At 75.8% G+C, this 25,400-nt stretch carries 25 protein-coding genes; 18 read left to right on the top strand and 7 right to left on the bottom strand.

Annotation, left to right across the window (positions count from 1 at the left end):
• The first annotated feature begins 20 nt into the window (after positions 1–20).
• The 10 genes from BLS21_RS01915 to BLS21_RS01870 all read left to right on the top strand — a co-directional run bounded on the left by BLS21_RS01915 (position 21) and on the right by BLS21_RS01870 (position 10,803).
• On the top strand, positions 21–791 hold the full coding sequence (locus BLS21_RS01915) for an SDR family NAD(P)-dependent oxidoreductase (protein ID WP_091213038.1): 771 nt from the start codon (positions 21–23) through the stop codon (positions 789–791).
• A 175-nt stretch (positions 792–966) separates the two neighbouring features.
• Positions 967–2,604: a hypothetical protein gene (locus BLS21_RS01910; RefSeq protein ID WP_091213035.1), complete on the top strand. Its 1,638-nt coding sequence runs from the start codon at positions 967–969 to the stop codon at positions 2,602–2,604.
• Positions 2,520–3,530 (top strand): DNA-3-methyladenine glycosylase family protein, encoded by a 1,011-nt coding sequence (locus BLS21_RS01905; RefSeq protein ID WP_245699938.1) that lies wholly within the window; start codon positions 2,520–2,522, stop codon positions 3,528–3,530. The genes BLS21_RS01910 and BLS21_RS01905 overlap by 85 nt, the downstream gene beginning before the upstream one ends.
• A gap of 14 nt (positions 3,531–3,544) precedes the next feature.
• Positions 3,545–5,620, top strand: a complete 2,076-nt coding sequence (locus tag BLS21_RS01900) for a hypothetical protein (RefSeq protein WP_091213032.1) — start codon at positions 3,545–3,547, stop codon at positions 5,618–5,620.
• A 179-nt stretch (positions 5,621–5,799) separates the two neighbouring features.
• Entirely contained in the window at positions 5,800–6,906 is a 1,107-nt protein-coding gene (locus tag BLS21_RS01895) for an FAD-dependent oxidoreductase (RefSeq protein WP_175479362.1), read from the top strand.
• Positions 6,893–7,966 (top strand): glycosyltransferase family protein, encoded by a 1,074-nt coding sequence (locus tag BLS21_RS01890; RefSeq protein ID WP_091213027.1) that lies wholly within the window; start codon positions 6,893–6,895, stop codon positions 7,964–7,966. The genes BLS21_RS01895 and BLS21_RS01890 overlap by 14 nt, the downstream gene beginning before the upstream one ends.
• Entirely contained in the window at positions 7,963–8,748 is a 786-nt protein-coding gene (locus tag BLS21_RS01885) for an NAD-dependent epimerase/dehydratase family protein (RefSeq protein ID WP_091213024.1), read from the top strand. Before BLS21_RS01890 ends, BLS21_RS01885 begins: the two co-directional genes overlap by 4 nt.
• Entirely contained in the window at positions 8,745–9,560 is an 816-nt protein-coding gene (locus BLS21_RS01880; protein ID WP_091213021.1) for a sugar phosphate isomerase/epimerase family protein, read from the top strand. The genes BLS21_RS01885 and BLS21_RS01880 overlap by 4 nt, the downstream gene beginning before the upstream one ends.
• Complete coding sequence (locus tag BLS21_RS01875) at positions 9,557–10,378, top strand: glycosyltransferase family 2 protein (protein ID WP_091213019.1); 822 nt, start codon at positions 9,557–9,559, stop codon at positions 10,376–10,378. The genes BLS21_RS01880 and BLS21_RS01875 overlap by 4 nt, the downstream gene beginning before the upstream one ends.
• Positions 10,375–10,803, top strand: a complete 429-nt coding sequence (locus tag BLS21_RS01870; protein ID WP_091213016.1) for a GtrA family protein — start codon at positions 10,375–10,377, stop codon at positions 10,801–10,803. The genes BLS21_RS01875 and BLS21_RS01870 overlap by 4 nt, the downstream gene beginning before the upstream one ends.
• 124 nt (positions 10,804–10,927) lie before the next feature.
• Here BLS21_RS01870 and rfbA read toward each other — a convergent pair whose 3' ends face one another.
• The 3 genes from rfbA to cofD form a co-directional block, all read right to left on the bottom strand.
• Positions 10,928–11,800 (bottom strand): glucose-1-phosphate thymidylyltransferase RfbA, encoded by an 873-nt coding sequence (gene rfbA, locus BLS21_RS01865; RefSeq protein WP_091213774.1) that lies wholly within the window; start codon positions 11,798–11,800, stop codon positions 10,928–10,930.
• Between the two features lie 29 nt (positions 11,801–11,829).
• Positions 11,830–12,849, bottom strand: coding sequence for a coenzyme F420-0:L-glutamate ligase (locus BLS21_RS01860; protein WP_091213013.1), 1,020 nt, complete (start codon positions 12,847–12,849; stop codon positions 11,830–11,832).
• An 85-nt stretch (positions 12,850–12,934) separates the two neighbouring features.
• Positions 12,935–13,894, bottom strand: coding sequence for a 2-phospho-L-lactate transferase (gene cofD / locus BLS21_RS01855; protein WP_245699937.1), 960 nt, complete (start codon positions 13,892–13,894; stop codon positions 12,935–12,937).
• A 328-nt stretch (positions 13,895–14,222) separates the two neighbouring features.
• Between cofD and BLS21_RS01850 the strand changes: the two genes are divergently transcribed.
• Both BLS21_RS01850 and BLS21_RS01845 read left to right on the top strand, forming a co-directional pair.
• A complete protein-coding gene (locus BLS21_RS01850; RefSeq protein WP_175479383.1) occupies positions 14,223–14,459 on the top strand; it encodes a WhiB family transcriptional regulator in 237 nt (78 codons plus the stop codon).
• A gap of 151 nt (positions 14,460–14,610) precedes the next feature.
• Entirely contained in the window at positions 14,611–15,423 is an 813-nt protein-coding gene (locus BLS21_RS01845; protein WP_245699936.1) for a hypothetical protein, read from the top strand.
• Between the two features lie 55 nt (positions 15,424–15,478).
• Here the strand turns inward: BLS21_RS01845 and BLS21_RS01840 are convergent, their stop codons facing one another.
• Both BLS21_RS01840 and BLS21_RS01835 read right to left on the bottom strand, forming a co-directional pair.
• A complete protein-coding gene (locus tag BLS21_RS01840; protein ID WP_091213006.1) occupies positions 15,479–16,480 on the bottom strand; it encodes a hypothetical protein in 1,002 nt (333 codons plus the stop codon).
• Between the two features lie 139 nt (positions 16,481–16,619).
• Entirely contained in the window at positions 16,620–17,066 is a 447-nt protein-coding gene (locus tag BLS21_RS01835) for a metallopeptidase family protein (protein ID WP_091213004.1), read from the bottom strand.
• A 188-nt stretch (positions 17,067–17,254) separates the two neighbouring features.
• On the opposite strand from BLS21_RS01835, the gene BLS21_RS01830 reads away from it, so the two are divergent.
• The 6 genes from BLS21_RS01830 (at position 17,255) to manA (ending at position 21,945) form a co-directional block, all read left to right on the top strand.
• Complete coding sequence (locus BLS21_RS01830; RefSeq protein WP_072917856.1) at positions 17,255–17,605, top strand: DUF3499 domain-containing protein; 351 nt, start codon at positions 17,255–17,257, stop codon at positions 17,603–17,605.
• Between the two features lie 98 nt (positions 17,606–17,703).
• Entirely contained in the window at positions 17,704–19,068 is a 1,365-nt protein-coding gene (locus BLS21_RS01825) for a phosphomannomutase/phosphoglucomutase (protein ID WP_091213002.1), read from the top strand.
• Positions 19,065–19,259, top strand: coding sequence for a Trm112 family protein (locus BLS21_RS01820; RefSeq protein WP_091212999.1), 195 nt, complete (start codon positions 19,065–19,067; stop codon positions 19,257–19,259). The genes BLS21_RS01825 and BLS21_RS01820 overlap by 4 nt, the downstream gene beginning before the upstream one ends.
• Positions 19,256–20,401 carry an SIS domain-containing protein gene (locus BLS21_RS01815; protein WP_091212997.1) on the top strand — a complete coding sequence of 382 codons (1,146 nt, stop codon included), beginning with the start codon at positions 19,256–19,258 and terminating at the stop codon, positions 20,399–20,401. The genes BLS21_RS01820 and BLS21_RS01815 overlap by 4 nt, the downstream gene beginning before the upstream one ends.
• Positions 20,398–20,520, top strand: coding sequence for a hypothetical protein (locus tag BLS21_RS26120; protein ID WP_281241890.1), 123 nt, complete (start codon positions 20,398–20,400; stop codon positions 20,518–20,520). The genes BLS21_RS01815 and BLS21_RS26120 overlap by 4 nt, the downstream gene beginning before the upstream one ends.
• 249 nt (positions 20,521–20,769) lie before the next feature.
• Positions 20,770–21,945 (top strand): mannose-6-phosphate isomerase, class I, encoded by a 1,176-nt coding sequence (gene manA / locus BLS21_RS01810; protein WP_091212994.1) that lies wholly within the window; start codon positions 20,770–20,772, stop codon positions 21,943–21,945.
• Between the two features lie 4 nt (positions 21,946–21,949).
• Here the strand turns inward: manA and BLS21_RS01805 are convergent, their stop codons facing one another.
• Both BLS21_RS01805 and BLS21_RS24910 read right to left on the bottom strand, forming a co-directional pair.
• Positions 21,950–22,960, bottom strand: a complete 1,011-nt coding sequence (locus tag BLS21_RS01805; RefSeq protein ID WP_175479361.1) for a lysylphosphatidylglycerol synthase domain-containing protein — start codon at positions 22,958–22,960, stop codon at positions 21,950–21,952.
• Positions 22,961–23,024: 64 nt separating this feature from the next.
• Positions 23,025–25,325 carry a glycosyltransferase family protein gene (locus tag BLS21_RS24910; protein ID WP_175479360.1) on the bottom strand — a complete coding sequence of 767 codons (2,301 nt, stop codon included), beginning with the start codon at positions 25,323–25,325 and terminating at the stop codon, positions 23,025–23,027.
• Positions 25,326–25,400: the final 75 nt, after the last annotated feature.

The following is a 25,400-nucleotide window of genomic DNA, read 5'->3' as shown; positions in this document are numbered from 1 at the left end:
GCGCCGATAGCCTCCGGGACGTGAAGAGCTTCGACGTCGCCGCTGTCGTCTCCGGTGGGGCCTCCGGCCTCGGGGAGGCCACCGTCCGGGCCCTGGCCGCGCGGGGCGCGGCCGTGACCGTCCTCGACCTGCAGGAGGAGAAGGGGAAGGAGCTCGCCGCCGAGCTGGGCGGGCACACCACCTTCGTCCGCACCGACGTCACCGACGCCGACTCGGTGCAGGCCGCGGTCGCCGACGCCACCGGCAAGGACCGGCCGCTGCGCATCGCGGTCAACTGCGCCGGCATCGGCTGGGCCCAGCGCACGGTGGGCAAGGGCAACGTCCCGCACGACCTCGACCCGTTCGTCCGCACCGTCATGGTGAACCTGGTCGGCACCTTCAACGTGCTGCGGCTGGCCGCCGCCGCGATGGCCGCCACCGAGCCGGAGGAGGACGGCGAGCGCGGGGTGGTCGTGAACACCGCCTCGATCGCCGCCTACGACGGGCAGATCGGGCAGGTGGCCTACTCGGCGTCCAAGGGCGGCATCGTCGGCATGACCCTGCCGGCGGCACGTGACCTGTCCACCGTCGGCGTCCGGGTCTGCACCATCGCCCCCGGGTTGGTGGACACCCCGCTGCTGGGCAGCCTGCCCGAGGAGGCGCGGCAGGCGCTGGCGGCCGGCATCCCGTTCCCCAAGCGCCTCGGTCGCCCCGAGGACTTCGCGCAGCTGGCGCTCGACATCGTGGAGCACGGCTACCTCAACGGCGAGGTCATCCGGATGGACGGCGCGCTGCGGATGGCGCCGCGCTGACCCGCCGCCCGCTGGTGCACGCACGGGCCGCGTGGGGCGGGTGGTGCGGACACGGAGCAGGACCCGCCGCGGCGCCGCCGGACCCACCTACAGTCGCTCCCCGGGCCCGCTGAGGAGCGGCGCCCGGAGGTGATGGCCGGCGGAGCCGTCCACCACAGGGAGCGGTTCCGGAGGCATGGCGAACACCACCACGGCGACCGATCCCGCACCGGGGCAGGCGTCCGACCGGCGCCGCGCGGTGCGGGCCCGGGTCGAGCGCTCCTGGCCGGCGCGGCACTGGACGCCCACCCTGGTCGTCCTCGGCGTGGTGCTCCTGGTCGGCAACGTGCTGCCCCTCCACCCGGGCTTCATGTCCTTCGACTCGATCATGCAGCTGGGGCAGGCGCTGGACCCGTCGACGCTGGCCGACTGGCACCCCCCGGTCATGACGGCGCTGTGGTGGCTGCTGATGGCGCTGACCGGCGGCAGCGTCGGCAGCATGCTGGTCGCGCAGCTGGGCCTGCTCTGGGCGGGCCTGACCCTGCTGGCGGTGTACGTCTTCCGGCGCAGCGGTCGCCGGCTGCTCTCCCTGCTGCCACTGCTGCTGGGCGTGCTGCCGCACGTCGCCAGCACGTCCGCCGTGATCTGGAAGGACGGCCAGCTCGCGTTCGCGCTGCTCGGCGCGGTCGTCCTCCTGCTGGTCGTCCGCCGCGGGGTCGAGCGTCCCTGGCTCCGCTGGACCGCGGTGGCCGTCGCCGTCCTGCTGCTGGCCTACGCCGGCGCGGTCCGCTACAACGCGCTGCCGGCGATCATCCCGCTGCTGTTCCTGCTGACCTGGCCCGGGGCGCGGCGGGCCCGGCGGTACCGGGTCGCGCTCGCCGGCGCCGCCGTGGTCGGGGCGCTCGTGGCCACGCCCGTCATCGACGCCGTCCGCCCGGTGCAGGAGACGCACCCGGCCGCCAGCGTGATGCTCGACGACGTCCTGCACCTGTACAGCCTCGACGAGCTCCGGGCGGCGGACGTCGCCCCACCGCTGCGCGACTACCTGGTCACCCTCGCCACCACGTGCCCGCCGGAGACCCGCGACGTCAACTACACGTGGCGGTGCGCCAACACGACGGGGACCATCCCCGCGGTCTTCCTGACGCACGCCGACGAGCTGCAGGGGCTCTACCTGCGCGGCATCGCCGAGCACCCGCTGGACTACGCCGCCTTCCGCCTCCGCGTCTTCGGCGAGTTCCTCCACACGCCGCCGGACGAGGTCTTCGTCACCTGGTCCACCATCGGCGCCAACCCGTACGGCCTGGCGTTCGACCCGAACCCGGCGTCACGGGCGCTGGAGACCTACGTGGGCGCCACGGCGCGCGACTTCGGCTTCGTCTTCATGCCGTGGGCCTGGTTGCTGGCGGCGCTCGTCGTGCTCGGGCTGGGCTGGCGGAGGCGGGCGTCGGCGGAGCACGCGGGCGTCGTGCTGGCCCTGGCGGCGTCCTCGGTCCTCTACGTCGTGACCTACCTGCCGATGGTGATCGGGTACGACTACCGGTACGTCTACTGGCCGGCCATCGCGGTGAGCGTGGCCGTGGTCCTGCTGCTGCTGGACCGGCGGACGGCGGCGGCCGGCGCGGACCCCGGCCCGGCGGTCGCCGCTGAGCCGGAGGTCGCCGGCGAGCCGCCGGTGACGGACGCGACCGCGCCGCTGGACCTCCGCCCGGTCGCCGAGCCGGCGTCCCCGCCGCGGGCGCACTCGGCGTGGGCGGGGCAGGGCCCCGGGCCTACCCTCGCCCCAGCGCGGGTGGCGCCTGCGCGGCCCTCTTCCCCAGGGAGCACGTCCTGACCAGCACCACCCTCGAGGCCCCGGCGTTCGAGGACGTCTGGCGGCCGGACTGGCCGCTCGACGTCCGCCGCACCCTCTTCCCGCACCAGCGCAGCGCCGGCGACCCGGCGCTGCGCCACGTCGACGACGGGTGCTGGCGGGTGGTGAACACGCCCGACGGGCCGGCGACGGTGCACCTGACCGTCCGCGGCGGCGAGGTGCGGGTGACGGCGTGGGGGCCCGGCGCCGAGCGGGCCGGGGCGGCGGTGCCCGCGTGGCTGGGCGCCGAGGACCGCCCCGAGGAGTTCGAGCCCGGCGCGCACCCGCTGCTCAGCCGCGTGCACCGGGCCTCGCCCTGGCTGCGGCTGGGCCGCACCGGGCGCACCTGGGACGCGCTGGTGCCCGCCGTCCTCGAGCAGAAGGTGACCGTCATCGAGGCGCACCGCGTGTGGCGCGCGCTGCTGCGGCTGGCCGGCGAGCCCGCGCCGGGTCCCGCCCCCGAGGGGATGCGCGTGCCGCCGACCCCGCAGCGGGTGCTGGCGGTCACCGACTGGGAGTGGCACCGCTGCGGCCTGGACGGCGCCCGCCGCCGGGCGCTGCGGGCGGTGGCCAGCGTCGCGGCGCGGCTGGAGCCCGAGGAGGCCGTGGACTGCCCCGACCTGCAGCGCCGGCTGCAGACGGTGCCGGGCATCGGCGTCTGGACGGCGGCCGAGGTGGTGCAGCGGGTGTTCGGCTGCCCGGACACGGTCAGCTACGGCGACTACCACCTGAAGAACCTGGTGGGCTGGTCGCTGGCCGGCCGCAGGACCGACGACGACGGGATGATGGAGTTGCTCGAACCCTGGCGCGGACAGCGGCAGCGCGTCGTCCGGCTGCTCGGCATCGGAGGCAGCCGCCCGCCCAGGCGCGGCCCGCGCGTCGCGCCGACGAACTACCGCCGGTTCTGAGGCGCCGACCGACGATGGCCACCTCCACCTCCACCAGTTCCGCGCCCGAGCTGCTCGACACCGACCCCCGCGAGGACGACGCCGGACGCCCGTCCCGGCTGCTCGCCGCCCTGCCCGCCGCCCTGCTGCTGTTCGCCCTCGTCGTCGCGGTCACGCAGGCCTGGCGCTGGTGGCACGAGGTGCCGACGTTGCACATGGACGGGGCGTTCCAGACGGCCAGCGGGCTCTACCGGCTGGCCGACGGGCAGTGGCCGGGGCGGGACTTCTTCCCCTACCTCGGCATCGCGCCGGTGCTGGTCCTGTACCCGGTGTTCGCCCTCCTCGGCGGCGAGCTCACCGACACGGTCTTCGCCTCGCGCCTCGTGTCACTGCTGTCGTTCGAGGCGGTCGTCGGGCTCCTGGCGGTGCTCGTCGCGGGACGGCGTCCGCTGCGCGCCCTGGCCTGGGGGGCCGCCGCCGCCGCGCTGCTGGTGGTGGTCGCCGAGCTCTGGGCGCCGGGGCTCTGGGGCGCCTGGAACGGCCTGCTGGGCGCCGCTGCCCTCCCCGGGAACAGCCTGCGCCCGATCCGGGGGTTCGCCCCGTACGTGCTGGCCGCGGTCGCCTACGTCCTGCTGCGCAGGGGGTGGACCGTCCGGCGTGCCGCGGCCGTCGGCGCCGCCGCCGGGGTGGTGGCGGCGCTCTGGTCCAACGACTACGGGCCGGTGTCCGGGGGCCTGCTGCTCGCGGTGGTGACCTACCAGGTGCTGCGCCGGGGATGGGTCCCGCGGCTGCCCGGACTGGCCGCGCTGTGGGCCGCGGCCGCCGTCGGGTACCTCGTCGCCGGTCTCGTGGCGACCGCCGGCCACCTGCCGTCGCTGCTGGCCTACAACTTCCTCGACGTCCGCAACGACCAGTTCTGGTACTTCGGCCCCTGGACCGAGCCGTTCCGGGTCTTCTCGGTCGGCGACCTGCTGCGGATCATGGCCGACGAGCTGTCGCTGTACCCGCTCCCCGTCCTCGCGGGGGTGGTGGTCTACGCCCTGGTCCGCCGCGGCCTGGGCTCGCTGCTGGTCACCTACCTCGGGACGGCGACCTTCCTCGGCGGGCTGATCGGGACCGTCGGCGGCCACGCCGCCGACTACTTCTGGGCCTTCGTCCTCTGGGGGTACGCGGTCACCGCCGTGGGCGCGGTGCGGCTCGCCGCCCTCGCGCTCGCGCGCCTGCCCGCGCTGCGCACCCCGGGCACGGCGCTCCGGCTGACCGGGGCCGCCGCGACGGTCGCCGTCCTGGCCGTGGCCGGGACGGCCGCCGTGCAGGACGCGCGGCAGAGGGGCGGGCTGTTCGCCGCGGACCCCCGGTTCGTGTACGACGCAGGACTCGGCGGCTACCTCGACGCCGCCTTCGCGCCGCAGGTGCAGGCGGCGCGGGAGCGCGAGGCGCCGGTCGTCGAGGAGTACCTCGGTCTGTCCGGCGTGGTCGACGGCCCGCCGTCCGCCTCGGTGGACTCGGTGATCGCCGCGCTCGGCCGGCAACGGGAGGCCTTCGGGGCGCGCCTGGCCGACCGGCCGGGGCTGGTGGTGACGACGGCGCCGGAGGTCAACGACTGGGTGACCTGGAACCTCAGCGCCAACTGGTGGTTCTACCGGGACCTGTTCCGGGGGTACGCCCCGGTCCGGACCTCGCCGCTGACCCTCGGCTGGACGCCGGCCGAGCCGGCGACCTGGGCGCAGGTCCCGTGCCGCACGGAGGGCTCGCAGGTCGTCGTCGAGGCGCCCGCGGCTGGCCTCTACGAGGTCACGCTGCGCTACCAGGGCCCCGGCCAGGGTGCCCGTGCCTTCACGATGGTGCAGAACGACATCAACGTCGCCGTGGACGCCGGCGGCTTCGTGTCGCTGGACCCCGGCGCCCGCGAGCAGCGCTTCCCCGTGGCGGTGCGCGATCCCGGGTCGGGCGCGACCGTGCTCGCGACCCGCGACGTCCCGGGGGACGGCGGCCCGCTGACCACCCTGGAGTCGTGTTCGGCCTCGTCGATCGCCCACCCGGCGGGAGCCGACACGGCGGCCCTCTACGGTCGCCTGCTCACACCGGCTCCACCGGCCGACGGCGGGTGAGCCCGGAGCGGGTCCCCTGCGACGCTCGTGGCGGGTGTGCCCGCAGGAGCCGGGTGCGGCGCCGTGTCGACACGTCGACGTGACGCAACGTGGTGGTGCACGTACTCTCCAGGGAGCCCGTGGTGCGTGCGGGCACCGTCCCCGAGCAGGAAGACCGCTGAGTGTCCCGATCGTCCCGCGTGGACCGCACGGCCGGCGGCGAGGGGTCCCACGGCAGCGTCCTGGTCGTGGGCGGCGGTTTCTACGGCTGCTCGCTGGCCACCCACCTGGCCCGCCAGGGCGCGCGGGTGACCGTGCTCGAGGCCCGGGCGGACCTCCTCGGCGGCGCCAGCTACTTCAACCAGGCCCGCGTGCACGGCGGCTACCACTACCCGCGCTCGCTGCGGACGGCCGGCCGCAGCCAGGCCTCCTACGCGTCCTTCACGGCGCGCTACGCCTCCTGCGTCGTCGACGACTTCCTGTGCGTCTACGCCGTGGCCCGCGGCTCGCTGACCAACGCCCGCAGGTTCCGCCGCGTCTGCGACCACATCGGGGCGCCGCTGATGGAGGCGCCGGCCTCGGTGCGCCGGCTGTTCAACCCGGCGACGGTCGAGGCCTCGTGGGTGACGCGCGAGGCGGTCTTCGACGCGGTGCGGCTGCGCGAGCTGGTCCGCGAGGAGATGGCCGACGCCGGGGTGACCGTGCGGCTCGGGGCCCCGGTCGCCGGCGTGGCGGAGACCGCGTCCGGCGCGCTCGTCACCCTCGAGACGGGCGAGGTCCTGGCCGGCGACCGGGTGCTGGTGTGCACCTACGGCGAGGGGATCGACGACCTGCCGCGGGGTGTCGGCTACGCCGGTCTGCACTGCGAGCCGTGCGAGATGGCGCTGGTCGACCTCCCCGAGCCGCTGCGCGGGCGGGGGATCACCGTCATGGACGGCCCCTACTTCTCGCTGATGCCCTTCCCGTCCACGCCCTACCACACGCTCAGCCACGTCCGGTACACGCCGCACGGCTCGTACCCGACGTACGAGCAGGCCGCGGCGGCGCTGCGTGCGGGGCTGACCACCCGGGCGGACTGGATGGTCCGCGACGCGGCGCGCTACGTGCCCGCGCTGGCCGGCGCCGTCCACCGGGAGTCGCTGTGGGGCGTGAAGACCGTGCCGGCGCGGCGTGACGGTGACGACGCCCGGCCCATCGTCCTGCGCCGGTCCGACGGCGGACGCGTGCTGTCCCTGCTGGGCAGCAAGATCGACAACATCGGTGACGCACTCCGAGTGGCTGAGGAGCACCTCCGTGACGCTGTTTGAGACCTCCCGCCCCTGCGGGAGCGAGGTCGGGGGGCCGCGGGCCGACGTCGTCGTCCGCACGCCGGCGCCGCCGGGGCGGAGCGGTACCTTCCTGAGCGTGGTCGTCGTCGCCGACGGGGCCTCCGCGGAGATCGAGCGGGACCTCGCTGCGCTCGACGTCGCCGTCGCCCGCGACCACCCGGTCCACGAGCTGGTGCTCGTCCTCTCCGGGTCCCGCGGCCGGCTGGCCTGGGCCCGCGCGCTCGCCGAGCGGCAGCCGAACCTCCAGGTGATCGGCCTCGTGCAGCCGGTCCGCGACGAGGTGGCGTTCACCGCCGGTCTCGACGGAGCCCTCGGCGACGTCGTCGTCACCGCGCGCCTCGGCGTGGACGCCCCCGAGGACGTCCTCCGCTGCGCGGGCATGGTCAACGACGAGACGGCCGTGGTCGTGGGCGTGGACCGGCGCGCTCCGGCCGGCCGGCGGGTCGCCCTGCGGCTGAGCCGCGCGCTGGCCAGCCGGAGCCTGGGCGAGGAGATCGCCACGGTCAGCCTGGGGCTGCGCGGCTACAGCCGGCCGGCCCTCGACGCGTGGCTGCCCCGCCGGGACCGGGACCGGGTGCTGCGCATGCTGCCGTCGATCTCGGGCTACCCGTGGGCGGTCCTGCCCTACGAGTCGGGGGAGCGCCAGCACCCGCGACCGGCCAGCAGCTTCCGGCAGGTCGTGCGCTCGATCTTCTACGCCAGCGGGCGGCCGCTGCGGGTCGCGGTGGGCCTCGCGCTGCTCACCAGCCTGGTCAACATGCTCTACGCGCTCTACGTGGTGGCCGTCGGGCTGTTCCGGGGGGCCGTCGAGGGCTGGACGTCGATGAGCCTGCAGATGAGCTTCATGTTCTTCATGCTCAGCGTGGTCATCGCGATCATGGCCGAGTTCATGTTCCAGTCGAACGAGACCACCAACGAGCGGCCCATCTACCGGGTCGCCTTCGAGGCGACGAGCTCGGTGCTGGCCGCCCGCGACACGCTCAACGTCGACGCCGAGGCCGGCGCCGTGCAGGTCGTCGACGGCGGGGTCCGGCCGTGACCGCCCGCGTCCGCCGGGCGCTGGTCGGCTGGAGCGGGTTCGTCGGCGGCTCCCTCGACCAGCGGATCGCCCCGGTCGCCCGCTTCCGCAGCACCGACGTCCACCAGTTGCCCGCCGTCGACGTCGACGAGGTCGTCTGCGCCGGCGCGCCGGCGGAGAAGTGGCGCGCCAACGCCGAGCCGGAGGCCGACCGGGCCGGGATCCACCGCTTGATGGACGCCCTCGACGGCAGCCGGGCCGGCTCCTGCGTCCTGGTGTCGACCGTCGACGTCTTCGCCGACTCCCGCGGGGTGGACGAGACCACACCCGCCGACACCACGCAGGAGCAGGCCTACGGGCGGCACCGGGCGGAGCTCGAGGAGTTCGTCCGCCGGCGGTTCGACGACGTCCTCGTCGTCCGGCTGCCGGGCATGTACGGCCCCGGGCTGAAGAAGAACCTCGTGTACGACCTCGTCCACCAGCCCGGGGCGCGCTTCGCCCACCAGGACTCGAGCTTCCAGTTCTACGACGTGCGCGACCTGTGGGGACACGTGTTGCTCGCCCGCGACGCCGGGCTGTCGGTGGTCAACCTCGCGACCGAACCGGTCACGTCGGCGCAGGTCGCCCGCGAGTGCTTCGGGGTCGACTACCGCTGCGACGACCGGCCGCCGGTGGCCTACGACCTGCGCACCTCCCACGCCGCCGCGCTCGCCGGCCGCGAGGGGCCCTACCTGCGCTCGGCCGACGAGGTGCTGACCGGCATCCGCACCTGGGGTGCCCGGCTCGTGGAGGCGCGGGCATGAGGCTGGCCTTCTCCAACCTGGCCTGGCCGGCCGACCTCGACGCCGCCGTGCTGCCCGAGCTGCCCGGGTGGGGCTTCGGCTCCCTCGAGGTGGCCCCCACCCGGCTGTGGGCGGACCCGCTCGCCCAGGACGCCGACGAGGTCGCCGCGGCCCGCGCCGCGGTCGAGGCGCGCGGGCTGCGCGTCGTCGCGCTGCAGTCGCTGCTGTTCGGCCGCCCGCAGTTCCAGCTGTTCGGCGACGCCGAGGCGCGCCGGGGCCTCGCCGACCACCTGTCCGCGATGGCCGGGCTGGCCGCCGGCCTCGGCGCGACCCGCCTCGTGTTCGGCTCACCGGGGAACCGGCGCCGCGGCGACCTGCCCGTGGCGCACGCCGACGAGATCGCCGCCGAGGTGTTCGCCGGCCTCGGCGCACGCGCCGCCGAGGCCGGCGTCTGCTTCTGCATCGAGGCCAACCCGACCGACTACGGGTGCGACTGGCTGACCGACGCGGTCGCCTCCACCGCGTTCGTCCGCGCCGTCGACTCGCCCGGCGTGCGGCTGCACCTGGACACCGCCTGCATGGCGCTGGCCGGGGACGACGCCGCCGAGCGGGTCCGCGCCGGCGCCGACGTCCTGGCGCACGTGCACGCCAGCGCCCCGCAGCTGGGCCCGGTCGGGCCCGACGGCCCGGTCGACCACGAGGCGGTCGCGGGCGCCCTGCGCGCCGTGGACTACGACGGGCACGTCTCCGTCGAGATGCTGCCGCCCGGCGAGGACGACCTGACCGGCGCCGTCCGGCGCACCGCCGACTTCGTGAGGAAGACCTACTCGTGACCAGCGACCTGCAGGCCACCCCCGACACCACCGGCTGGGCCGTCCCCCGCGGCGACGTGCACGTCCTGGCACCCCGGACGAGCCGGTACTGCGTCCTCATCCCGGTGATCAACGAGGGCGAGCGCCTGCTCGGGCAGCTGCGCCGCCTGCGCGACCTGGGTCTGGGCCTCGACGTCGTCGTCGCCGACGGCGGCAGCACCGACGGCTCCGCCGACCCGGACCTGCTCCGCGGGCTCGGCGTCCGCGCCCTGCTGGTGAAGCGCGACCGCGGCAAGCTCAGCGCCCAGCTGCGCATGGGCTTCGCCTTCGCCCTCACCGAGGGCTACGAGGGCGTCATCACCGTCGACGGCAACGGCAAGGACGACGTCTCGGCGCTGCCCCGCTTCGTCGCGGCGCTCGACGCGGGCGCCGGCTTCGTCCAGGGCTCTCGCTACGTCCCCGGCGGCAGGGCGGTCAACACCCCGCGTGAGCGACACCTGGCGATCACGTACTTCCACGCCCCGGTGACGTCGCTGGCTGCCCGCACCCGGTACACCGACACGACCAACGGCTTCCGCGGCCACTCGCGGGCGCTGCTGCTGGACCCGCGGGTCGCTCCGATGCGAGAGGTCTTCGACACCTACGAACTCCTCGCGTACCTGCCCATCCGGGCCGCGCGCCTGGGCCACCGGTGCACGGAGGTCCCGGTCACCCGCGCCTACCCGGACGCCGGTGCGGTGCCCACGAAGATCCACGGCCGGCGTGCGCAGTTCGCGCTGGTGGAGATCCTGCTGCGGGCCGCGCTGGGGCGGTACGACGCGCCCGGGACGCGCGGGTGAGCCGCGACCGGCTCGCCGTCCTCGGCCGGTTCGTGCTGGTCAACGTCCTCAACACGGGCCTGTACTGGGGGCTCTACCTGCTCCTGCTGCTGGTCGCCCCGTACCTGGTGGCCAACACCGTCGCGCTCGTCGTGGCGGTGCTGGCGGCCTACGCCGCGAACGCCCGCTGGGCCTTCGGGGTGGCTCCGTCGCGCGGGTCGCTGCTGCGGTACCTCGTCGCCAACGGGACGACGATCCTCGTGCGGACAGCGGTGGTCTGGCTGCTGGTCACGCCGTTGTCGCTCCCCGAGCAGCTCGCCCCACCGGCGGCGGTCGCGGTCACGATGCCCGTCGCGTTCGTGCTGACGACGTGGGCGATGGCTGAGCGGCCGGTGGCGGCACGGGAGCCGTCCCCGGTCGCGCCGGTGGCAGCACCGGTGGCCTGACCACGCGAACCGCGGCGACCGTCTCCCGACGATCAGCTGAGCCCACGGTCGGGTGTCCTGGCTCAGCGCCGGTGGTGAGCCAGGACCCCCGACGACCAGCTCAGCTGATCACCGGGGGACCCCCTCACATCACCGGGTCGTCGAGCAGGCGGAGCAGGTAGTCGCCGTAGCCGCTCTTGCCCAGCGGCTCGGCGGCGCGGCGCAGCCCGTCGTCGTCCAGCCAGCCCTGCCGCCAGGCGACCTCCTCGATGCAGCCGATCTTGAGCCCCTGCCGCTCCTCGACCACCGACACGAACTCGGTGGCCTGGCGCAGCGAGGCGAAGGTCCCGGTGTCCAGCCAGGCCGTGCCGCGGTCGAGGACGGTGACGGTGAGCCGGCCCTGGTGCAGGTAGTGCTCGTTGACCGCGGTGATCTCCAGCTCACCGCGGGCGCTGGGCCGGATGCTGCGGGCCACGTCGACCACCGACGACTCGTAGAAGTACAGCCCGGGCACGGCGTACGAGCTCTTCGGCGCCGCCGGCTTCTCCTCGATGGACAGCACGCGGCGGTCGGCGTCGAACTCGACGACGCCGTACTCCTGCGGGTTGGCCACGTGGTAGGCGAAGACGTGCCCGCCGTCGGGGTCGGGCAGCCGGCCCAGCGCCGTGCCCAGCCCCGCGCCGTAGAAGATGTTGTCGCCCAGCACCAGGGCCACCGACTGGTCACCGACGAAGTCCGCACCGATGAGGAAGGCCTGGGCCAGCCCCTCGGGTCGCGGCTGGACGGCGTACTCGATGCGCATGCCCAGCCGGCTGCCGTCGCCCAGCAGCGCGCGGAACGCCTCCTGGTCGCCGGGGGTGGTGATCACCAGGACCTCGCGGACGCCGGCCATCATCAGCGTCGAGAGCGGGTAGTAGACCATTGGCTTGTCGTAGACCGGCATCAGCTGCTTGCTGACCGCCTGCGTGATCGGGAACAGGCGCGTGCCGGTACCCCCGGCCAGGATGATCCCCCGCATGTCCGGCGACGCTACCGGCGCTCCGCGGCTCAGGACGCGGGCGACCCGAGCCACAACCTCCCGACGAGTGAGGTGCCGCCCGGGGTGCCCACCGGCTCCCAGCGGGTCGTCCAGCCCTCGGCGTGCAGCTGCACCACGGCCGCGCCGACCAGGGCCCCGAGGTTGAGCGCCGCCGTCGTGGTGGCCCGCTCCGGCAGGTGCACGTCGACCACCCCGTCGCCCTCGCCGCCGTAGCGCAGCACGACCGGGAACTCCGGCAGCGCCGCCGTCGCCACCCGGAACGCCGCGGCGACGGCGTCGAGCTCGCCGGGGCGGGGGACCAGGTCCGCGCCGGGCGCCCGGGTCGCCACCAGGTCGCGGCTGCCGTAGGGGAACAGGTCGCCGGGACCGAGGCGGACCAGCGGCCGGGTGCCGACGTCGTCCTCGGGCGGGTCGAACGGCAGCCCGCGGACGACGGCCACCGGGATGCCGGCCAGCTTGCCCTTCACCAGGTCCGCCGCGGACGCCAGCTCGTCGACGACGGCGATCTGGGTGGTCTCCAGCCGGTTGCCGTGCGCGTCGACCGCGCCGCGGTGGTCGACCAGTGCGGGGATCCCCGCCGAGCCGACGGCGACGTCGGTCAGCCCGTCCCGCCAGGTCCGGCCGAAGGTGTCACTGACGATGACGGCGACCTCGACGCCGAGGAGCTCGCGCAGCCGGGCGCGCAGGGCGCGGGCCGAGGCGTCGGCGTCCTCCGGCAGCAGCACGAGCGCGTCGCCGGGCACGTTGGAGGCGTCGATCCCGGCAGCGGCGACCACCCAGCCCTGCGGCGTCTCGACGATCTTCAACGGGCCGCGCCGGGCAACCAGACGCACCGTCTGCTCGTCGATGGCCCGCTGCCGGGCGGCCTCGCGGTCCTCGCCGGGCGCGACGGGCACCAGCCGGCCCTCGACCTTGGACACCACCTTGGAGGTCACCACGACGACGTCGCCGTCGGCCAGCCACGGTGCCGCACCCGCCACCGCCGCGGCGAGGTCGTCGCCGGGGGAGAACTCCGGCAGCCCGGGCACCGGGTGGACCTGGAGGCCGCTGGGTGGCCCTCCTGCAGGGTCCCGCCGCGAGCTCGCGAGCGGTGGGGGGCAGGAGGGTCCTTCCTCAGACACGGGCCGCGTCCAGCGCGGCCCGCGCCATCGCCGCGGCCGCCTCGGGGGAGGACATGAGCAGCGGGACGGCGCGGACGTCGACGCCGGGGACGTCGGCGCGGTCGCCGGTGTGCACCAGCCAGGCGTCGAGCAGCCCGCCGGCGGACCGGGCGCCGTAGTGCCGCCCCACCCCCTCCGCGCTGACCTCCACGCCGAGGACCGGCAGGCAGCGGTCGGCCATCCCCCGCACGACGCTGCCCCCGACGATCGGCGAGATCCCGACGACCCGGCCCGGCGTGGCCAGCAGCGCCTGCCGCAGCCCCGGGACGCCGAGGACGGTGCCGATCGACACCACGGGGTTCGAGGGCGCCAGCAGCACGGCGTCGGCCGTGGCGAAGGCCTCGGCCACGCCCGGTGCCGGCTCCGCGGCGTCCACCCCGACCTGCACGAAGGCGCGGGGTTCGGGCTCGGCCTGGTGGCGCACCCACCACTCCTGGAAGTGCAGCGCCTGCTGCCGCCCGGTTCCCGGGTCGGCGACCACGACGTGGGTCTCCACCCGCTGGTCGCTCATCGGCAGCAGCTCGACGCCGGGCCGCCAGCGGTCGGCCAGCGCCGCGGTCACCTGGGACAGCGGGTAGCCGGCGTCCAGCATCCGGGTGCGGACGAGGTGGGTGGCCAGGTCGCGGTCGCCCAGGCCGAACCACGTCGGCTCGGCCCCGTAGGCGGCCAGCTCCTCCTTGACCGTCCAGCTCTCACCGGCCCGGCCCCACCCGCGCTCGGGGTCGATGCCGCCGCCGAGGGTGTACATGACGGTGTCGAGGTCGGGGCAGATCCGCAGCCCGTGCATCGTCACGTCGTCCCCCGTGTTGACGACCGCGGTGAGCCGGGCGTCGGGCACGGCGGAGCGGAGGCCGGCCAGGAACCGGGCCCCGCCGACCCCTCCGGCGAGGACGACGATGTGCACGAAAGTCATCGTGCCCGATGGGCACTTGTCCACTGTTCGCCGGGCGTGTCGAGGTGCGCAGCGAGAAGTGACGAACACCGTGTGACCGGAGTGGCTGATGGGACCGGGTGCTTACACCGGGCGGAGTTGACGGCCCCACAACGACACGCGTGTAATTCCCGCGGTGTCAACGAGTGCCGAGCGGCCCGGGAACGTCCCGTGGAACGCACATCGGGACGACAGCGAGAGGGGACGCATCGTCATGGCAGAGGTCTCGTGGTTGAGCGACTACGTGAACGCCTCCGAGCGCGACCGCGGTGCCACGGGCCAGGCCCAGGGCTTCGCGGGCCTGTGGAGCATGGGCCTGGACGCCGAGCTGCAGTCCTGGCAGGAGCGCGCGCTGTGCGCCGAGACCGACCCCGAGGCGTTCTTCCCGGAGAAGGGCGGCTCCACCCGCGAGGCCAAGAAGATCTGCACCGGCTGCGAGGTCAAGGCCGAGTGCCTGGAGTACGCGCTGGCCAACGACGAGCGCTTCGGCATCTGGGGCGGGCTCTCCGAGCGTGAGCGCCGCCGCCTGCGCCGCCGCGCCGGCTGAGGGCGGACCCTCCTGCCCCCACCCCTCGCAGGCTCGGGGCGGGGCCCTGCAGGAGGGCTCCTCACCGCACACAGCGCCGTGTGACACCAGCTCCGAGCTGTCCCTACAGCCGCCGACGGATCCCGTCGGCGGCTGTGGTGTCGTTCGGGGCATGACGACGCGTGTGGTGACCGGCCGGGCCGGCGTGGTCCGGGAGCTCCGCGCGGCCGGACCGCTGCTGGCGGCGGTGCGTGCGCCGGTGACCGCCCGTGCTCCCTGGCTGACCGCCGCGCTCGCCCTGGACGGCGCCCGCCGCGCCGGCCCCCGGCCGGTCGCCGTCGTGGTCGACCCGCCCGGCGGCACGGGCGTCCCGCGGGCGCTGGCGACCCTGGTCCTGCGCGGTGGCCCGCGGCTCACGGCCACGCTGCTCGGGGACGGGCTGCCGGTACCCGCCGGGGCGGCCCCGGCCCGCCTCCCGGCCCGCGACGACGACGCCGCCGAGCAGCTGGCCGCCGGCGTGCTGGGCCTGCTCGACCGGGTGCTCCGCCCCTGGACGCTGCGGCTGACCGGCCTGCCGCTGGGCGACCCCACGCTGCGCGCGATCGGCCGGCGGCGGCCCGAGGCGGCGTTCACCAACGCCCGCAGCGCCCGCCTGGTCGACGACCTCGACGGCGCCGGCGCGGTGCACCGCACCCGGGACCCCGCCGAGCTGGACCGCCGGCTGCCCGCGCTGCTCGCCCGCGAGCCCGACCGTCGCACCCGGACTGCCCTGCGCGTCACCGCCCGGCTGCACGCCGCGATCGGGCAGGTCGAGCTGGCCGTCGGGGCCGACGGCGACCGGGGCCTGCTGACCCTCGTCGACGGCGCCGACCGGCGGCCGTGGTGGGGCACCCCCGATGCGGCCTGGCGCACCGAGATGGGTGCGCCCCTGGTCTCGCTGACGCTGTCCGGCGGCGGCCCCGCAGCGCTGCCGGGCCGGCGGTGACATCCCGGCCCCCGCGCCTCTCCCGGCCATGTCCGCGGAGATGGCCACCGGGTTCTCAGCGGGCGTGGCGGACGACGTTGAGCCCCGGCTCGTCGACGCTCTCGGCGCGGTCGGTGCCGAGGAAGAGGGTGCCCTCGGCCGGAGCGGTGCCGTCGCGCACCGGCCCGGCGGGGGAGACGGTGACCGCCAGGTCGTACACCCGGCCCGTGTAGGCCGGTGCGGTGCCGATCGGCCGGGTGTAGGTCGGGAAGCGGCCGGCCAGCCGCAGGCCCTCGCCGTCCCGGGTCACGGTCAGGGCGGGGGAGGGCAGGTCGGCGTACTCGGTGCGCGACCGCACGCAGCCCGCGGCCGCCGGGTCCTCGGGCGCCTCGGCGGCCAGGCAGTTCCAGGTCGGCAGCCGCACGTGGGCGAGCGCCGCCCCGCCGTCCCCGGCCGCGGTGACGCTCACCATCGGGTAGGCCACCGTCGTCCCCACCGCCTGCCGCTCGACGACGAGGCCGCCGAAGGCCAGCCGGGCCACGACGCCGTCCTCGCCCAGCGGCACCGAGCGGGCGGCCAGCACCCCCGCGCCGCCCTCGCCCGGCAGCGGGTCCGCGGGCACGGCCGGCAGCGGCGGCGGCGCCGGGGTGGGGGTCGGGGTGTCCGGCGGGGACGGTGCCACCGGTTCGGGCGCGGGGGTCGCGGCCGGCTCGCCGCCGTCGCCGGTGGCCCCGGCGACACCGGCCAGCGCCGCGACGAGCACCAGCGCCGCGGCGGCCATCCCGGCCACGGCCCGGCCGCTGCCGTCCGGGCGCGCGGGGCCCGGGTCGTCCTCCTCCGGGGGTGCGGCGACCGGCGCGGGCGGCGGGGGCGGCGTGCCGGGCGGGGCGTCGAGGAAGCCGGGGAGGTCGTCGTCCGGCCAGCGCGGAGCCGGGCGGGCGGGGCGTGCCGGCGCCGGATCGGCAGGGGGAGCGGGGGGTCGCGGACGGCTCAGCGCGACCACGGCCAGGCCGGCGAGTGCGAGCAGCGCCAGGACCAGCACGACCCACGGGACGGCGGCCGGCGCGGAGGAGTCCATCGCGACAGAGCATCGCAGGCCCCCCTGCGGGGTCCCGGCCCCGTCCGGGGGCACCGCCCCGAGCGTGGTGACGTGCTGGAACGGCCCTGCTGCAGGGTCCCGCCGCGAGCTCGCGAGCGGTGGGGGGCAGAGGGGCCCGTCAACCGGTGGGGTCGATCTCCTCCGGGTCGCGCCCGAGCAGCACGGCGACCTGGTCCACGACGACGTCGCGCACCAGGTCGGCGAGGTCGTCGCGGTCGTGCGCGCGCAGCTCCAGCGGCCGGCGGTAGACGACGATCCGCGGCGGCACCTCCCGGGCGCCGTCCCGGTGCGCGGGCAGGACGCGGGCCAGCGGCACGCTGCCGTCGTCGAGCACGTCGGTGTCGAGCACCACCTCGTCGGGGTCGGTGTGCTCCACCCAGGGCACGTCCTCGACGGCGAACTCGACCCCGGCGAGCTCCTTCTCCCACCGGCGCTCGAGGTCCTCGACCGCGTCCAGGACGAGGTCGTCGAACTGCTCGGCGCGGCTGCGGGCCAGGGGGACGCCGTCGGGCACCAGGCGCCCGCGCAGCCCGCGGCCGTGGCGGTCGCGGCGGGATCGGCTCATGACGGGTGCGAGCGTACGGCTCCGGCCCCGGACCCGACGTCCCGAGCGGGGCAGCGGCCACCTCGGCCGGTGCCCACGGGGACATCGTGGAGGATGGGACCGCTGCTCCTCCCGGGCCGCGGACGTCGGTGTGCCTGATGCCAACCAGCCGGGTACGCGGCTACTGTGCCGTCCGTGAGGAACCGGTGGTGAGGCAGTCACGTCGCTGCTCGCGCAGCGGCTGCGCGCAACCGGCGGCAGCGACCTTGACCTACGTGTACGCGGAGTCGACCGCTGTCGTCGGCCCGTTGGCGACGTTCTCGGAGCCGCACAGCTACGACCTCTGCGAGTTCCACGCCGAGCGGCTGACCGTGCCGCGCGGCTGGGAGGTCGTCCGCCACGAGATCGACGTCGAGGACTCCGGCCCGACCGGGGACGACCTGCTGGCCCTGGCCGACGCCGTCCGCGAGGCCGCCCGGCCCGAGCCCCCGCGCAACCCCGCCGACGACGGCAGCGGCACCCGCCGCGGCCACCTGCGGGTCCTGCCCGACATCACCTGAGAGAGGACCACCCTCCCCCCGCGCCTCGCACGCTCGGCGCGGGCCCCTGGAGGGCGGCCGTTCCAGCACCTCGCCCGCACGCCGATAAGGTCGCCCGCGTGCGGGAGCTGTCCACGATCACCAAGGCCTACGACGTCCGCGGCGTCGTCCCCGACGAGTGGGACGAGGACGTCGCCCGCCGGATCGGCGCGGCCTTCGCCGAGCTCGTCTGGCAGGAGAGCGGCGCGACCGCGATCGTGACCGCGCACGACATGCGCGACTCCTCCGTGCCCCTGTCGCGGGCCTTCGCCGAGGGCGTGCTCTCCCGCGGCGTCGACGTCGTCGAGGCCGGCCTCGGCTCCACCGACCTGCTCTACTTCGCCTCCGGCTCCCTCGGCGTCCCCGGCGCGATGTTCACCGCCAGCCACAATCCCGCGCAGTACAACGGCATCAAGCTCTGCCGCGCCGGCGCCACCCCGGTCGGGCAGGAGTCCGGTCTGGCGACCCTCCGCGAGTGGGCCGAGCGCGACTCCTACGACCGGGTCCCCGAGCGGACGGCGTCGATCAGCCAGCGCGACCTGCTCGCCGAGTACGCCGCACACCTGCGCTCGCTGGTCGACCTCTCGACCATCCGGCCGCTGCGGGTCGTCGTCGACGCCGGCAACGGCATGGCCGGGCACACCGTCCCGGTGGTCCTCGACGGCCTGCCGCTGGAGGTCCTGCCGCTGTACTTCGAGCTCGACGGCTCCTTCCCGCACCACGAGGCCAACCCGCTGGACCCGGCCAACCTGGTCGACCTGCAGGCCGAGGTCCGCCGGGCCGGCGCCGACCTCGGGCTGGCCTTCGACGGCGACGCCGACCGGGTCTTCGTCGTCGACGAGCGCGGCGAGCCGGTCAGCCCGTCGGCGATCACCGCGCTGGTCGCCGTCCGCGAGCTGGCCAGGGGCCGGGGGACGACGGTCATCCACAACCTGATCACCTCGCGGGCGGTCCCGGAGATCGTCCGCGAGCACGGCGGCCAACCGGTGCGCACCCGCGTCGGGCACTCGTTCATCAAGGCCGAGATGGCCCGCACCGACGCCGTCTTCGGCGGGGAGCACTCCGCGCACTACTACTTCCGCGACTTCTGGCGGGCCGACACGGGCATGCTCGCCGCCATGCACGTGCTCGCCGCGCTGGGGGAGCAGAGCCGGCCGCTGTCGGAGCTGACCGCCGGCTACTCCCGCTACGTCGCCTCCGGAGAGGTCAACTCCACCGTGGCCGACGCCGCCGGCCGGGTGGCGGCGGTGCGGCAGTCGTTCGAGGAGCAGGACGGCGTCACCGTCGACGAGCTCGACGGGCTGACCGTGGACCTGCCCGACGGCTCGTGGTTCAACCTGCGGGCCAGCAACACCGAGCCGCTGCTGCGGCTCAACGTCGAGGCGCCGGACGAGGCGCGGATGACCTCCCTGCGGGACCGAGTGCTGGAGATGGTGCGCGCATGACGACAACACCGGGTCCGCTGGGGCTGGACCCCACGCTGCTGGAGATCCTGGCCTGCCCCGACACCCACCACAGCCCGCTGACGGTGGACGAGGCGGCCGGCGAGCTGGTCTGCCCGACCTGCGACCGGGCCTTCCCGGTCCGCGACGGCATCCCGGTGCTGTTGCTCGACGAGGCCAGGCAGCGCTCGTGACGTCGCCGGAGCTGGCCGAGGAGGTCCTCGACGACCTCGACGTGCTGCGCGCCCGGGACCCGCGCGGCCTGCTGCCCGCGGTGGCCGGGGCCGGCGCGCAGGTCCGCGAGACCGCCCGGCTGACCGAGGAGGCCGGCCTGGACCGGGTCACCACGGGCGGCCGCCCGCGCGGCCTGGTCGTCGTGGCGCGCCGTGAGGGAGCCGTGGCCGCGCAGGTGCTGCGGGCGCTGCTCGGGCCGGCCAGCCCGGTCACCGTGGACGTCGTCCCCGGGCCCGACCTGCCGGTGTGGACCGGCCCCAGCGACATCGCGGTCGTCGTGACCCGCACCGGCGCGGGCCGCTACGCCGTCACCCCGGCCTACGAGGCGGCCCGCCGCGGCGTGACGCTGCTGGGCATCGGTGCCGAGGACGCCCCGCTGCGCGCGGCCTGCTCCACGGCCCGCGCCCCCTACGTGCCGCTGCCGCGGTCCCGGGTGCGGCACACCACGCTGTGGTCGCTGCTCACCCCGATGCTGCAGCTGGCCGTCGGCCTGGACCTGGTGTCGGAGGGGGCGGCCGACCTGGAGGCCATCGCGGCGGCCCTCGACGAGGTCGCCACGGAGTGCGGTCCGGCCCGGGAGTCCTTCGTCAACCCGGCCAAGACGCTGGCCCTCGAGCTGCTGGACGCGCTGCCGGTGATCGCCGCCGAGGGGCCGCTGGCCGGCACCGCCGCGACCCGGATCGCCGACCAGCTGGCGACGCTGGCCGGGCTGCCGGTGACCACCTTCCGGATGCCCGACCAGCGGGTCGCCGCCTGCGCGGTGCTGCGCGGCCCGCTGGCGCCCGAGGGTGGCGAGGACGACTTCTTCCGCGACCGCGCGGAGGACACCGGCCGGCGGCTGCGGCTGCTCACCGTCCGCGACGCCGACGCCGGCGAGCACGACGGCGCGGGGGAGCGCGAACCCCGGTCGGCCCGGGAGGCGCTGGGGGAGGCGCTGCGCAGCGCCGCCGCGGCCAACGTCCCGGTGAGTGGGCTGGCCGAGCACGGGGAACCGGAGCGGTACGGCCGGCTGCCCCGCCTCGCCCGTCAGCTGGCGGTCGCCGACTTCACGGCCGTCTACCTGGCCCTGGCGCTGGACACCGAGAGGTCCGCCCCGTCATGAGCACCGCCGAGGCGATCTGCGCCGCCGTGCCGATGACCCGGGTCGTCCGCCTCGAGCCCGACCTGCGCCGCACGCCCTCCCCGGAGGGCCCGGGCTCGACTCCCGTCGCCCGGGACTGACCCGGGCGGGGCGTGGGCGGGACCTCGGCGCCTGCCGGCCCGCCGGGCGGCCGACCGGGTTCGGCGCACCCCGCTGTCCGGTGCGCATCCCGCGGCGGCGACCGGGCTCGGGGCCGGGCCGCCCGGCCGGGACGCCGTCCGCACCGCCGGGGAGGTGCGTCCGCGCGCTGACCCGGACGGGCGGGAGCGCGAGGTGGTGTGGCCCGGACCATGCCCACCGGACGCGACCGGCCAGTAACGTCCACGGCGATGTGGCCCCTCACCAGCGCCGTCCGTTTCTACCCGTGGGGGAGCCGGACGGTGATCCCCGAGCTGCTCGGGCGGCCCAGCCCGGCCCCGCAGCCGCACGCGGAGCTGTGGATGGGTGCGCACCCCGACGAGCCGAGCCTGCTGGCCGACGGCCGGCCGCTGGACCGGGCCATCGCCGAGGAGCCCGAGCGGCTGCTCGGTGCCGCGGTCGTGTCGCGCTTCGGTCCGCGGCTGCCGTTCCTCATGAAGGTGCTGGCCGCCGACCGGCCGCTGTCGCTGCAGGCGCACCCCACGATGGAGCAGGCGGCGGCCGGCTACGCCGCCGAGGAGGCCGCGGGCATCCCCAAGGACGACCCGACGCGGACGTTCAGGGACCCGTGGCACAAGCCCGAGCTGCTGCTCGCGCTCACCACCTTCGAGGCCCTCTGCGGCTTCCGGCCGGTCGAGGAGTCGCTGCACTGCCTGGCCAAGCTGCAGCTGCCCGAGCTCAAGCCCACGATCGCGGCGCTGGCACGCGGCGGCCTGCGAGCGGCCATCCCGCAGCTGCTGGCCCTCTCTGGCCGGCGCCGCACCTCCCTGGTCGAGGCGGTCGCGCGCAAGGCGGCCGCCTACGTGGCCGCGCACGACCCGGAGTTCATCAACACCTACCGCTGGGCGGCGACGCTCGCCGAGTCCTACCCGGGTGACCCCGGCGTCGTCATCTCGCTGATGTGCAACCACCTCAAGCTGGCGCCCGGCGAGGCGGTGTTCCTGCCGGCCGGCAACCTGCACGCCTACCTCAGCGGCGCGGGGGTCGAGGTCATGGCCAGCTCGGACAACGTGCTGCGCGGGGGGCTGACCGACAAGCACGTCGACCTGGCGGCCCTCATCGAGGTGCTGGACTTCGCCGACGGCCGCATCCCGGTCCTCCACCCGGTGCTCGGGCCGGGCGGGCTGCGCTACCCGGTGCCGGTCGAGGACTTCGACCTCACCCGGGTGGAGCTCGACGACCGGACCGGGACGCTGACCACCGCCGGCCCGCAGGTGCTGCTGTGCACCGAGGGGCGCGCCGTGCTGGCCGCGGCGGACGGCGAGCTGGTGCTGGAGAAGGGGAGGTCGGCGTTCGTCCCGGCGGGGGAGCCGGTCACCGCCCGCGGGCCCGCGCTGCTCTACCGGAGCACGACGAACCTGCGCTGACGGGTCAGGCGGGGGTGTCGCGCCGGGCCGAGAGCCGGGCGGCGAGCACCGCCGCGGCGGCGGAGGCCAGCTCCACGACGGTGAACAGCACGCGCGACACGAGGGCCAGGGCCAGGGCCTGCCCGTAGGGCAGCACCGCGGCCAGCGCCCCCACGATGACGAGCTCACGTGCCCCGATGCCCGACGGCAGCACGAAGGCGACCAGGCCGGCGGTCATCGCCACCCCCATGGTCCCCACGCACAGGACGACGAGCAGCGCCCGGTCCGTCGCCCCGGCGGCCGGGAGTGCGTCGACGAACACGAACAGGTGGAGACCGTAGAGCAGGTAGACCAGCAGGCTCAGGCCGCTCGCCCGGGCGATCGCCCCGCCGGCCAGACGCCGGGGCAGGGGTGCCTGGCGCAGCAGCGCCAGCACCCGGTCGACCACGAACGTCAGCGCGGTGGGGTGCAGCAGGGCGAGCCCGACCGGCAGCAGGGCGAACATCCACAGCAGCACCGGCTCGCTGCCGGCCAGCGCCGGGACCGCGAGGAGACCGACGAGCAGCGAGGTCACGACCGCGACCCCGGCGGTGAGCAGCGAGGCGGTGAGACCGCGGGCCCGGGAGACCCCTGCCGCTCGGGCCAGCTCCATCTGGAGCACGAAGGCGACGACCGATCCGGGCACGTACTTGCCGAGCTGGCCGACGAGGTAGATCTCGGCGGCGTCGGACACCCCGACCCGGGCTCCCATCGCGGCCAGGGCCGCACGCCAGACGAGCGCACCGAGCAGGACGCCGCCCGACACGGCCACCAGGGCGAGCAGCACGTGGGGCCACGGGAGCTGGCGCAGCGTCGCGGACACCTCGTCCCACTCGCGGACCACCTGGAGCACGGCGAGGCCGATGACCGTGGCGACCACCAGCCGCCGGGCCCAGGCGAGCAGGACGCCCCGAACGTCCGCGGGACGGCGACCGCGGGCTGCCGCGGTCCCGGCCGGGCCCGACGTCGTCGGCGGTCGGGCGACGTCCCCGGTCACGTGCGGGCACCCCCGTTCCCCGCTCGGCGCGGCGTCGTCCGGTGCGGCACCGGGTCGTGGCCGGTCATCGGCCGGACGTACCCACTGGGACCACGTCCTCCCGCCGTTCGTCCCCGGCGTCGGGCTCGAGGCGGGCCCGGGGGTCGTCCGGCGGCGCCGTGGGGCGCCGTCCCCACCGCCACCTGGCGACGAGCCACACGGCCGACTGGACGAGGCCGACGAGCGCCGCCGCGGCGAGGACGTCGGCCCCCTCCGCCAGGCCCGGTGACCGGAAGTCGATCTCCAGGAGGTGCCGGCCGGCGGGGACGTCGACGGCCAGCAGCCCGGCAGGACCGTCTCGCACGTCGACCGGCTCCCCGTCGAGCGTCGCGGTGTAACCCGGCCAGGCCAGCCGGGCGAAGACCAGCGTGCCGGCGTCGGCTGCCCGCACCTGCACCTGCTCGCCGACTCCCGTTCCGGCGTCGGACAGGACGTCCACGCCGGGCGACACCCAGGACAGGCGCCCGCCGTACCCGATGGCCTCGTCGCGGACCCACACGGTGCGCAGCCGGTCCCGGGTCGCCAGGGACCAGCCGGGCGGGGGCGGCTGACCGGCGGGACCGGGGAACACCTGGGTGTCGATCACCAGGGTCTCCACACCCAGCAGGTCGACCAGCGGCACGCCGGTGCCGACGGCCGGTCGCCAGGCGCGGTCGAACGCCTCGGGGCACACCTGGCCCCGGTACCCCATGCAGAGCGCGTCGGCGAACTCCTCGAACCCCATGCCGCTGTACCGCACGATCGACTCGTGCCCGGACATGAGGGTCTCGTTGCCGAACAGGAGGTGCCCGGTGTACCGGCGCGGTGCCGTGCGGAGCGACCCCGGGGAGGCCAGCTGCAGCACCGTGCCGCGGTAGGCGGACGACGCCTCCTGCACCTGCGCGATCGAGCTCGGCAACTGCGCCTGGTCCACCGCCTCGCCGGAGCCCAACGGCAGCTGCCGGGTCTGGACGGTGACGACCAGGACCGTGCCGACCACCAGGACCGTCGCCCCGGCGAGGCGTCCCCGCCGGTGGGACGCGGCCAGGGCCAGGAGGACCAGGGCGAGCACGCCCCCCGTGGCCAGCACGTGCAGCCACGGGTGCTCGGGGCGGGCGGCGAAGGACAGGTAGCCCCCGACGACCACGACGGCGACCGTCGCCGTCGTCCGTCGGCGCACGTGGTCGGTGGCCGGGCCGCGGGACAGGAGCAGGGCGAGCAGGACGCCGAGGGCCAGGTAGAGGTACTCGATCAGCCGGATCGGCCAGCGGAAGAGCCACAGGTTCGACGGTCCGAACGTCAGCACCGCGAAGACGGCGGCGACGACGGCCACGCTGGTCAGCGGCCGGTCCGGTCGCCGCAGCGCCCCCCAGCGCACCCACGGCAGCAGGGGGAGGGCGAACCAGGTGGCGTAGGTCGACGGGACCTGCTCGATGAGCGCCCCGCCGAAGTGCAGGATCGCGGGCAGGTACGTGGGCGCGCTGGAGGCCAGGACGTCACCCAGTTGCGGGACCAGGAACGTGTCGTTGGCCAGCATCGCGGTCTGCTCGCGGTCGGTCACCGGCAGGGTGCCCACGAGTGGCAGGAAGACGAGGGCCGCGGTCGCCCCGACGCACGCACCGGTGACGACGACGCCGACGAGTCGCCCCCAGTCGCGCCGCACCAGCAGCTCCACGGCGATGCCGGCCAGCACGACGACCATCCCCAGCGCCGCGTACGGGTTGCCGGTGGTCATGGCCAGGGCGCCGAGGAGGAAGGTCACCAGCGGCAGGAGGTGGCCGCGGGACTGCCGGCGCGCCGCCCACCAGAACCAGGTCACCCAGGAGAACGCCATGAGGCCGGCCGGCCAGCCGTTGGCCTCGTAGTAGAGGGTGAAGCCGGTGGCGGGGACGGCGAGGGCGACGGCCACCGACGCGAGCCGACCGGCGCCGTACTCGCGGAACAGCAGGTACGCGCCCATGCCGAGCAGGGCCAGGAACTGGATCTGCACGACGGCGGCGGCCGTGGCCAGGTCGTCGAAGTAGGAGACGAGCACGTAGTCCAGCAGCTGGACCGGGTTCCACAGCGCGTACGTGCCCTCGGCGGCGTAGTTGCCGCCGGTCCAGCCGGCCGGCTCCATGGTCGGCCACTGCCCTGCCCGCAGCAGGTGGCCGAAGTGGTGCCACAGCGGGACGAAGGACTGGGGGTTGTCCCCGCCGTAGTAGAAGTCGTGCCGTTGCAGGAAGGGGATGGTCATCGTCGCCGCGACCGCCACGCCGACGCCGAGGACCACCAGGAACTCGGGTACCCGGTGCCCGCGACGGCCGTCGGTCGGGGAGCCGGTCGACCGCTGCGAGACGGTGCTCACCGAGGGCTCTCTCCTCCGTGGTTCCCGAGGTGCGTGGTGGTCGAGGTGCGTGGTGGTCGAGGTGCGTGGTGGTCG

Source organism: Geodermatophilus siccatus (genome assembly GCF_900103785.1).
Taxonomy (GTDB): domain Bacteria; phylum Actinomycetota; class Actinomycetes; order Mycobacteriales; family Geodermatophilaceae; genus Geodermatophilus; species Geodermatophilus siccatus.
Note: the sequence above shows the minus strand (reverse complement) of the source record. Positions and strands in the feature narration are given on the sequence as shown.

Coding starts and splice junctions, on each gene's coding strand:
- BLS21_RS01910 (WP_091213035.1), top strand. CDS start 967: ATGGCGAACACCACCACGGCGACCGATCCCGCACCGGGGCAGGCGTCC.
- BLS21_RS01900 (WP_091213032.1), top strand. CDS start 3,545: ATGGCCACCTCCACCTCCACCAGTTCCGCGCCCGAGCTGCTCGACACC.
- BLS21_RS01880 (WP_091213021.1), top strand. CDS start 8,745: ATGAGGCTGGCCTTCTCCAACCTGGCCTGGCCGGCCGACCTCGACGCC.
- rfbA (WP_091213774.1), bottom strand. CDS start 11,800: ATGCGGGGGATCATCCTGGCCGGGGGTACCGGCACGCGCCTGTTCCCG.
- cofD (WP_245699937.1), bottom strand. CDS start 13,894: ATGACTTTCGTGCACATCGTCGTCCTCGCCGGAGGGGTCGGCGGGGCC.
- BLS21_RS01850 (WP_175479383.1), top strand. CDS start 14,223: ATGGGCCTGGACGCCGAGCTGCAGTCCTGGCAGGAGCGCGCGCTGTGC.
- BLS21_RS01845 (WP_245699936.1), top strand. CDS start 14,611: ATGACGACGCGTGTGGTGACCGGCCGGGCCGGCGTGGTCCGGGAGCTC.
- BLS21_RS01840 (WP_091213006.1), bottom strand. CDS start 16,480: ATGGACTCCTCCGCGCCGGCCGCCGTCCCGTGGGTCGTGCTGGTCCTG.
- BLS21_RS01835 (WP_091213004.1), bottom strand. CDS start 17,066: ATGAGCCGATCCCGCCGCGACCGCCACGGCCGCGGGCTGCGCGGGCGC.
- BLS21_RS01820 (WP_091212999.1), top strand. CDS start 19,065: ATGACGACAACACCGGGTCCGCTGGGGCTGGACCCCACGCTGCTGGAG.
- BLS21_RS26120 (WP_281241890.1), top strand. CDS start 20,398: ATGAGCACCGCCGAGGCGATCTGCGCCGCCGTGCCGATGACCCGGGTC.
- manA (WP_091212994.1), top strand. CDS start 20,770: ATGTGGCCCCTCACCAGCGCCGTCCGTTTCTACCCGTGGGGGAGCCGG.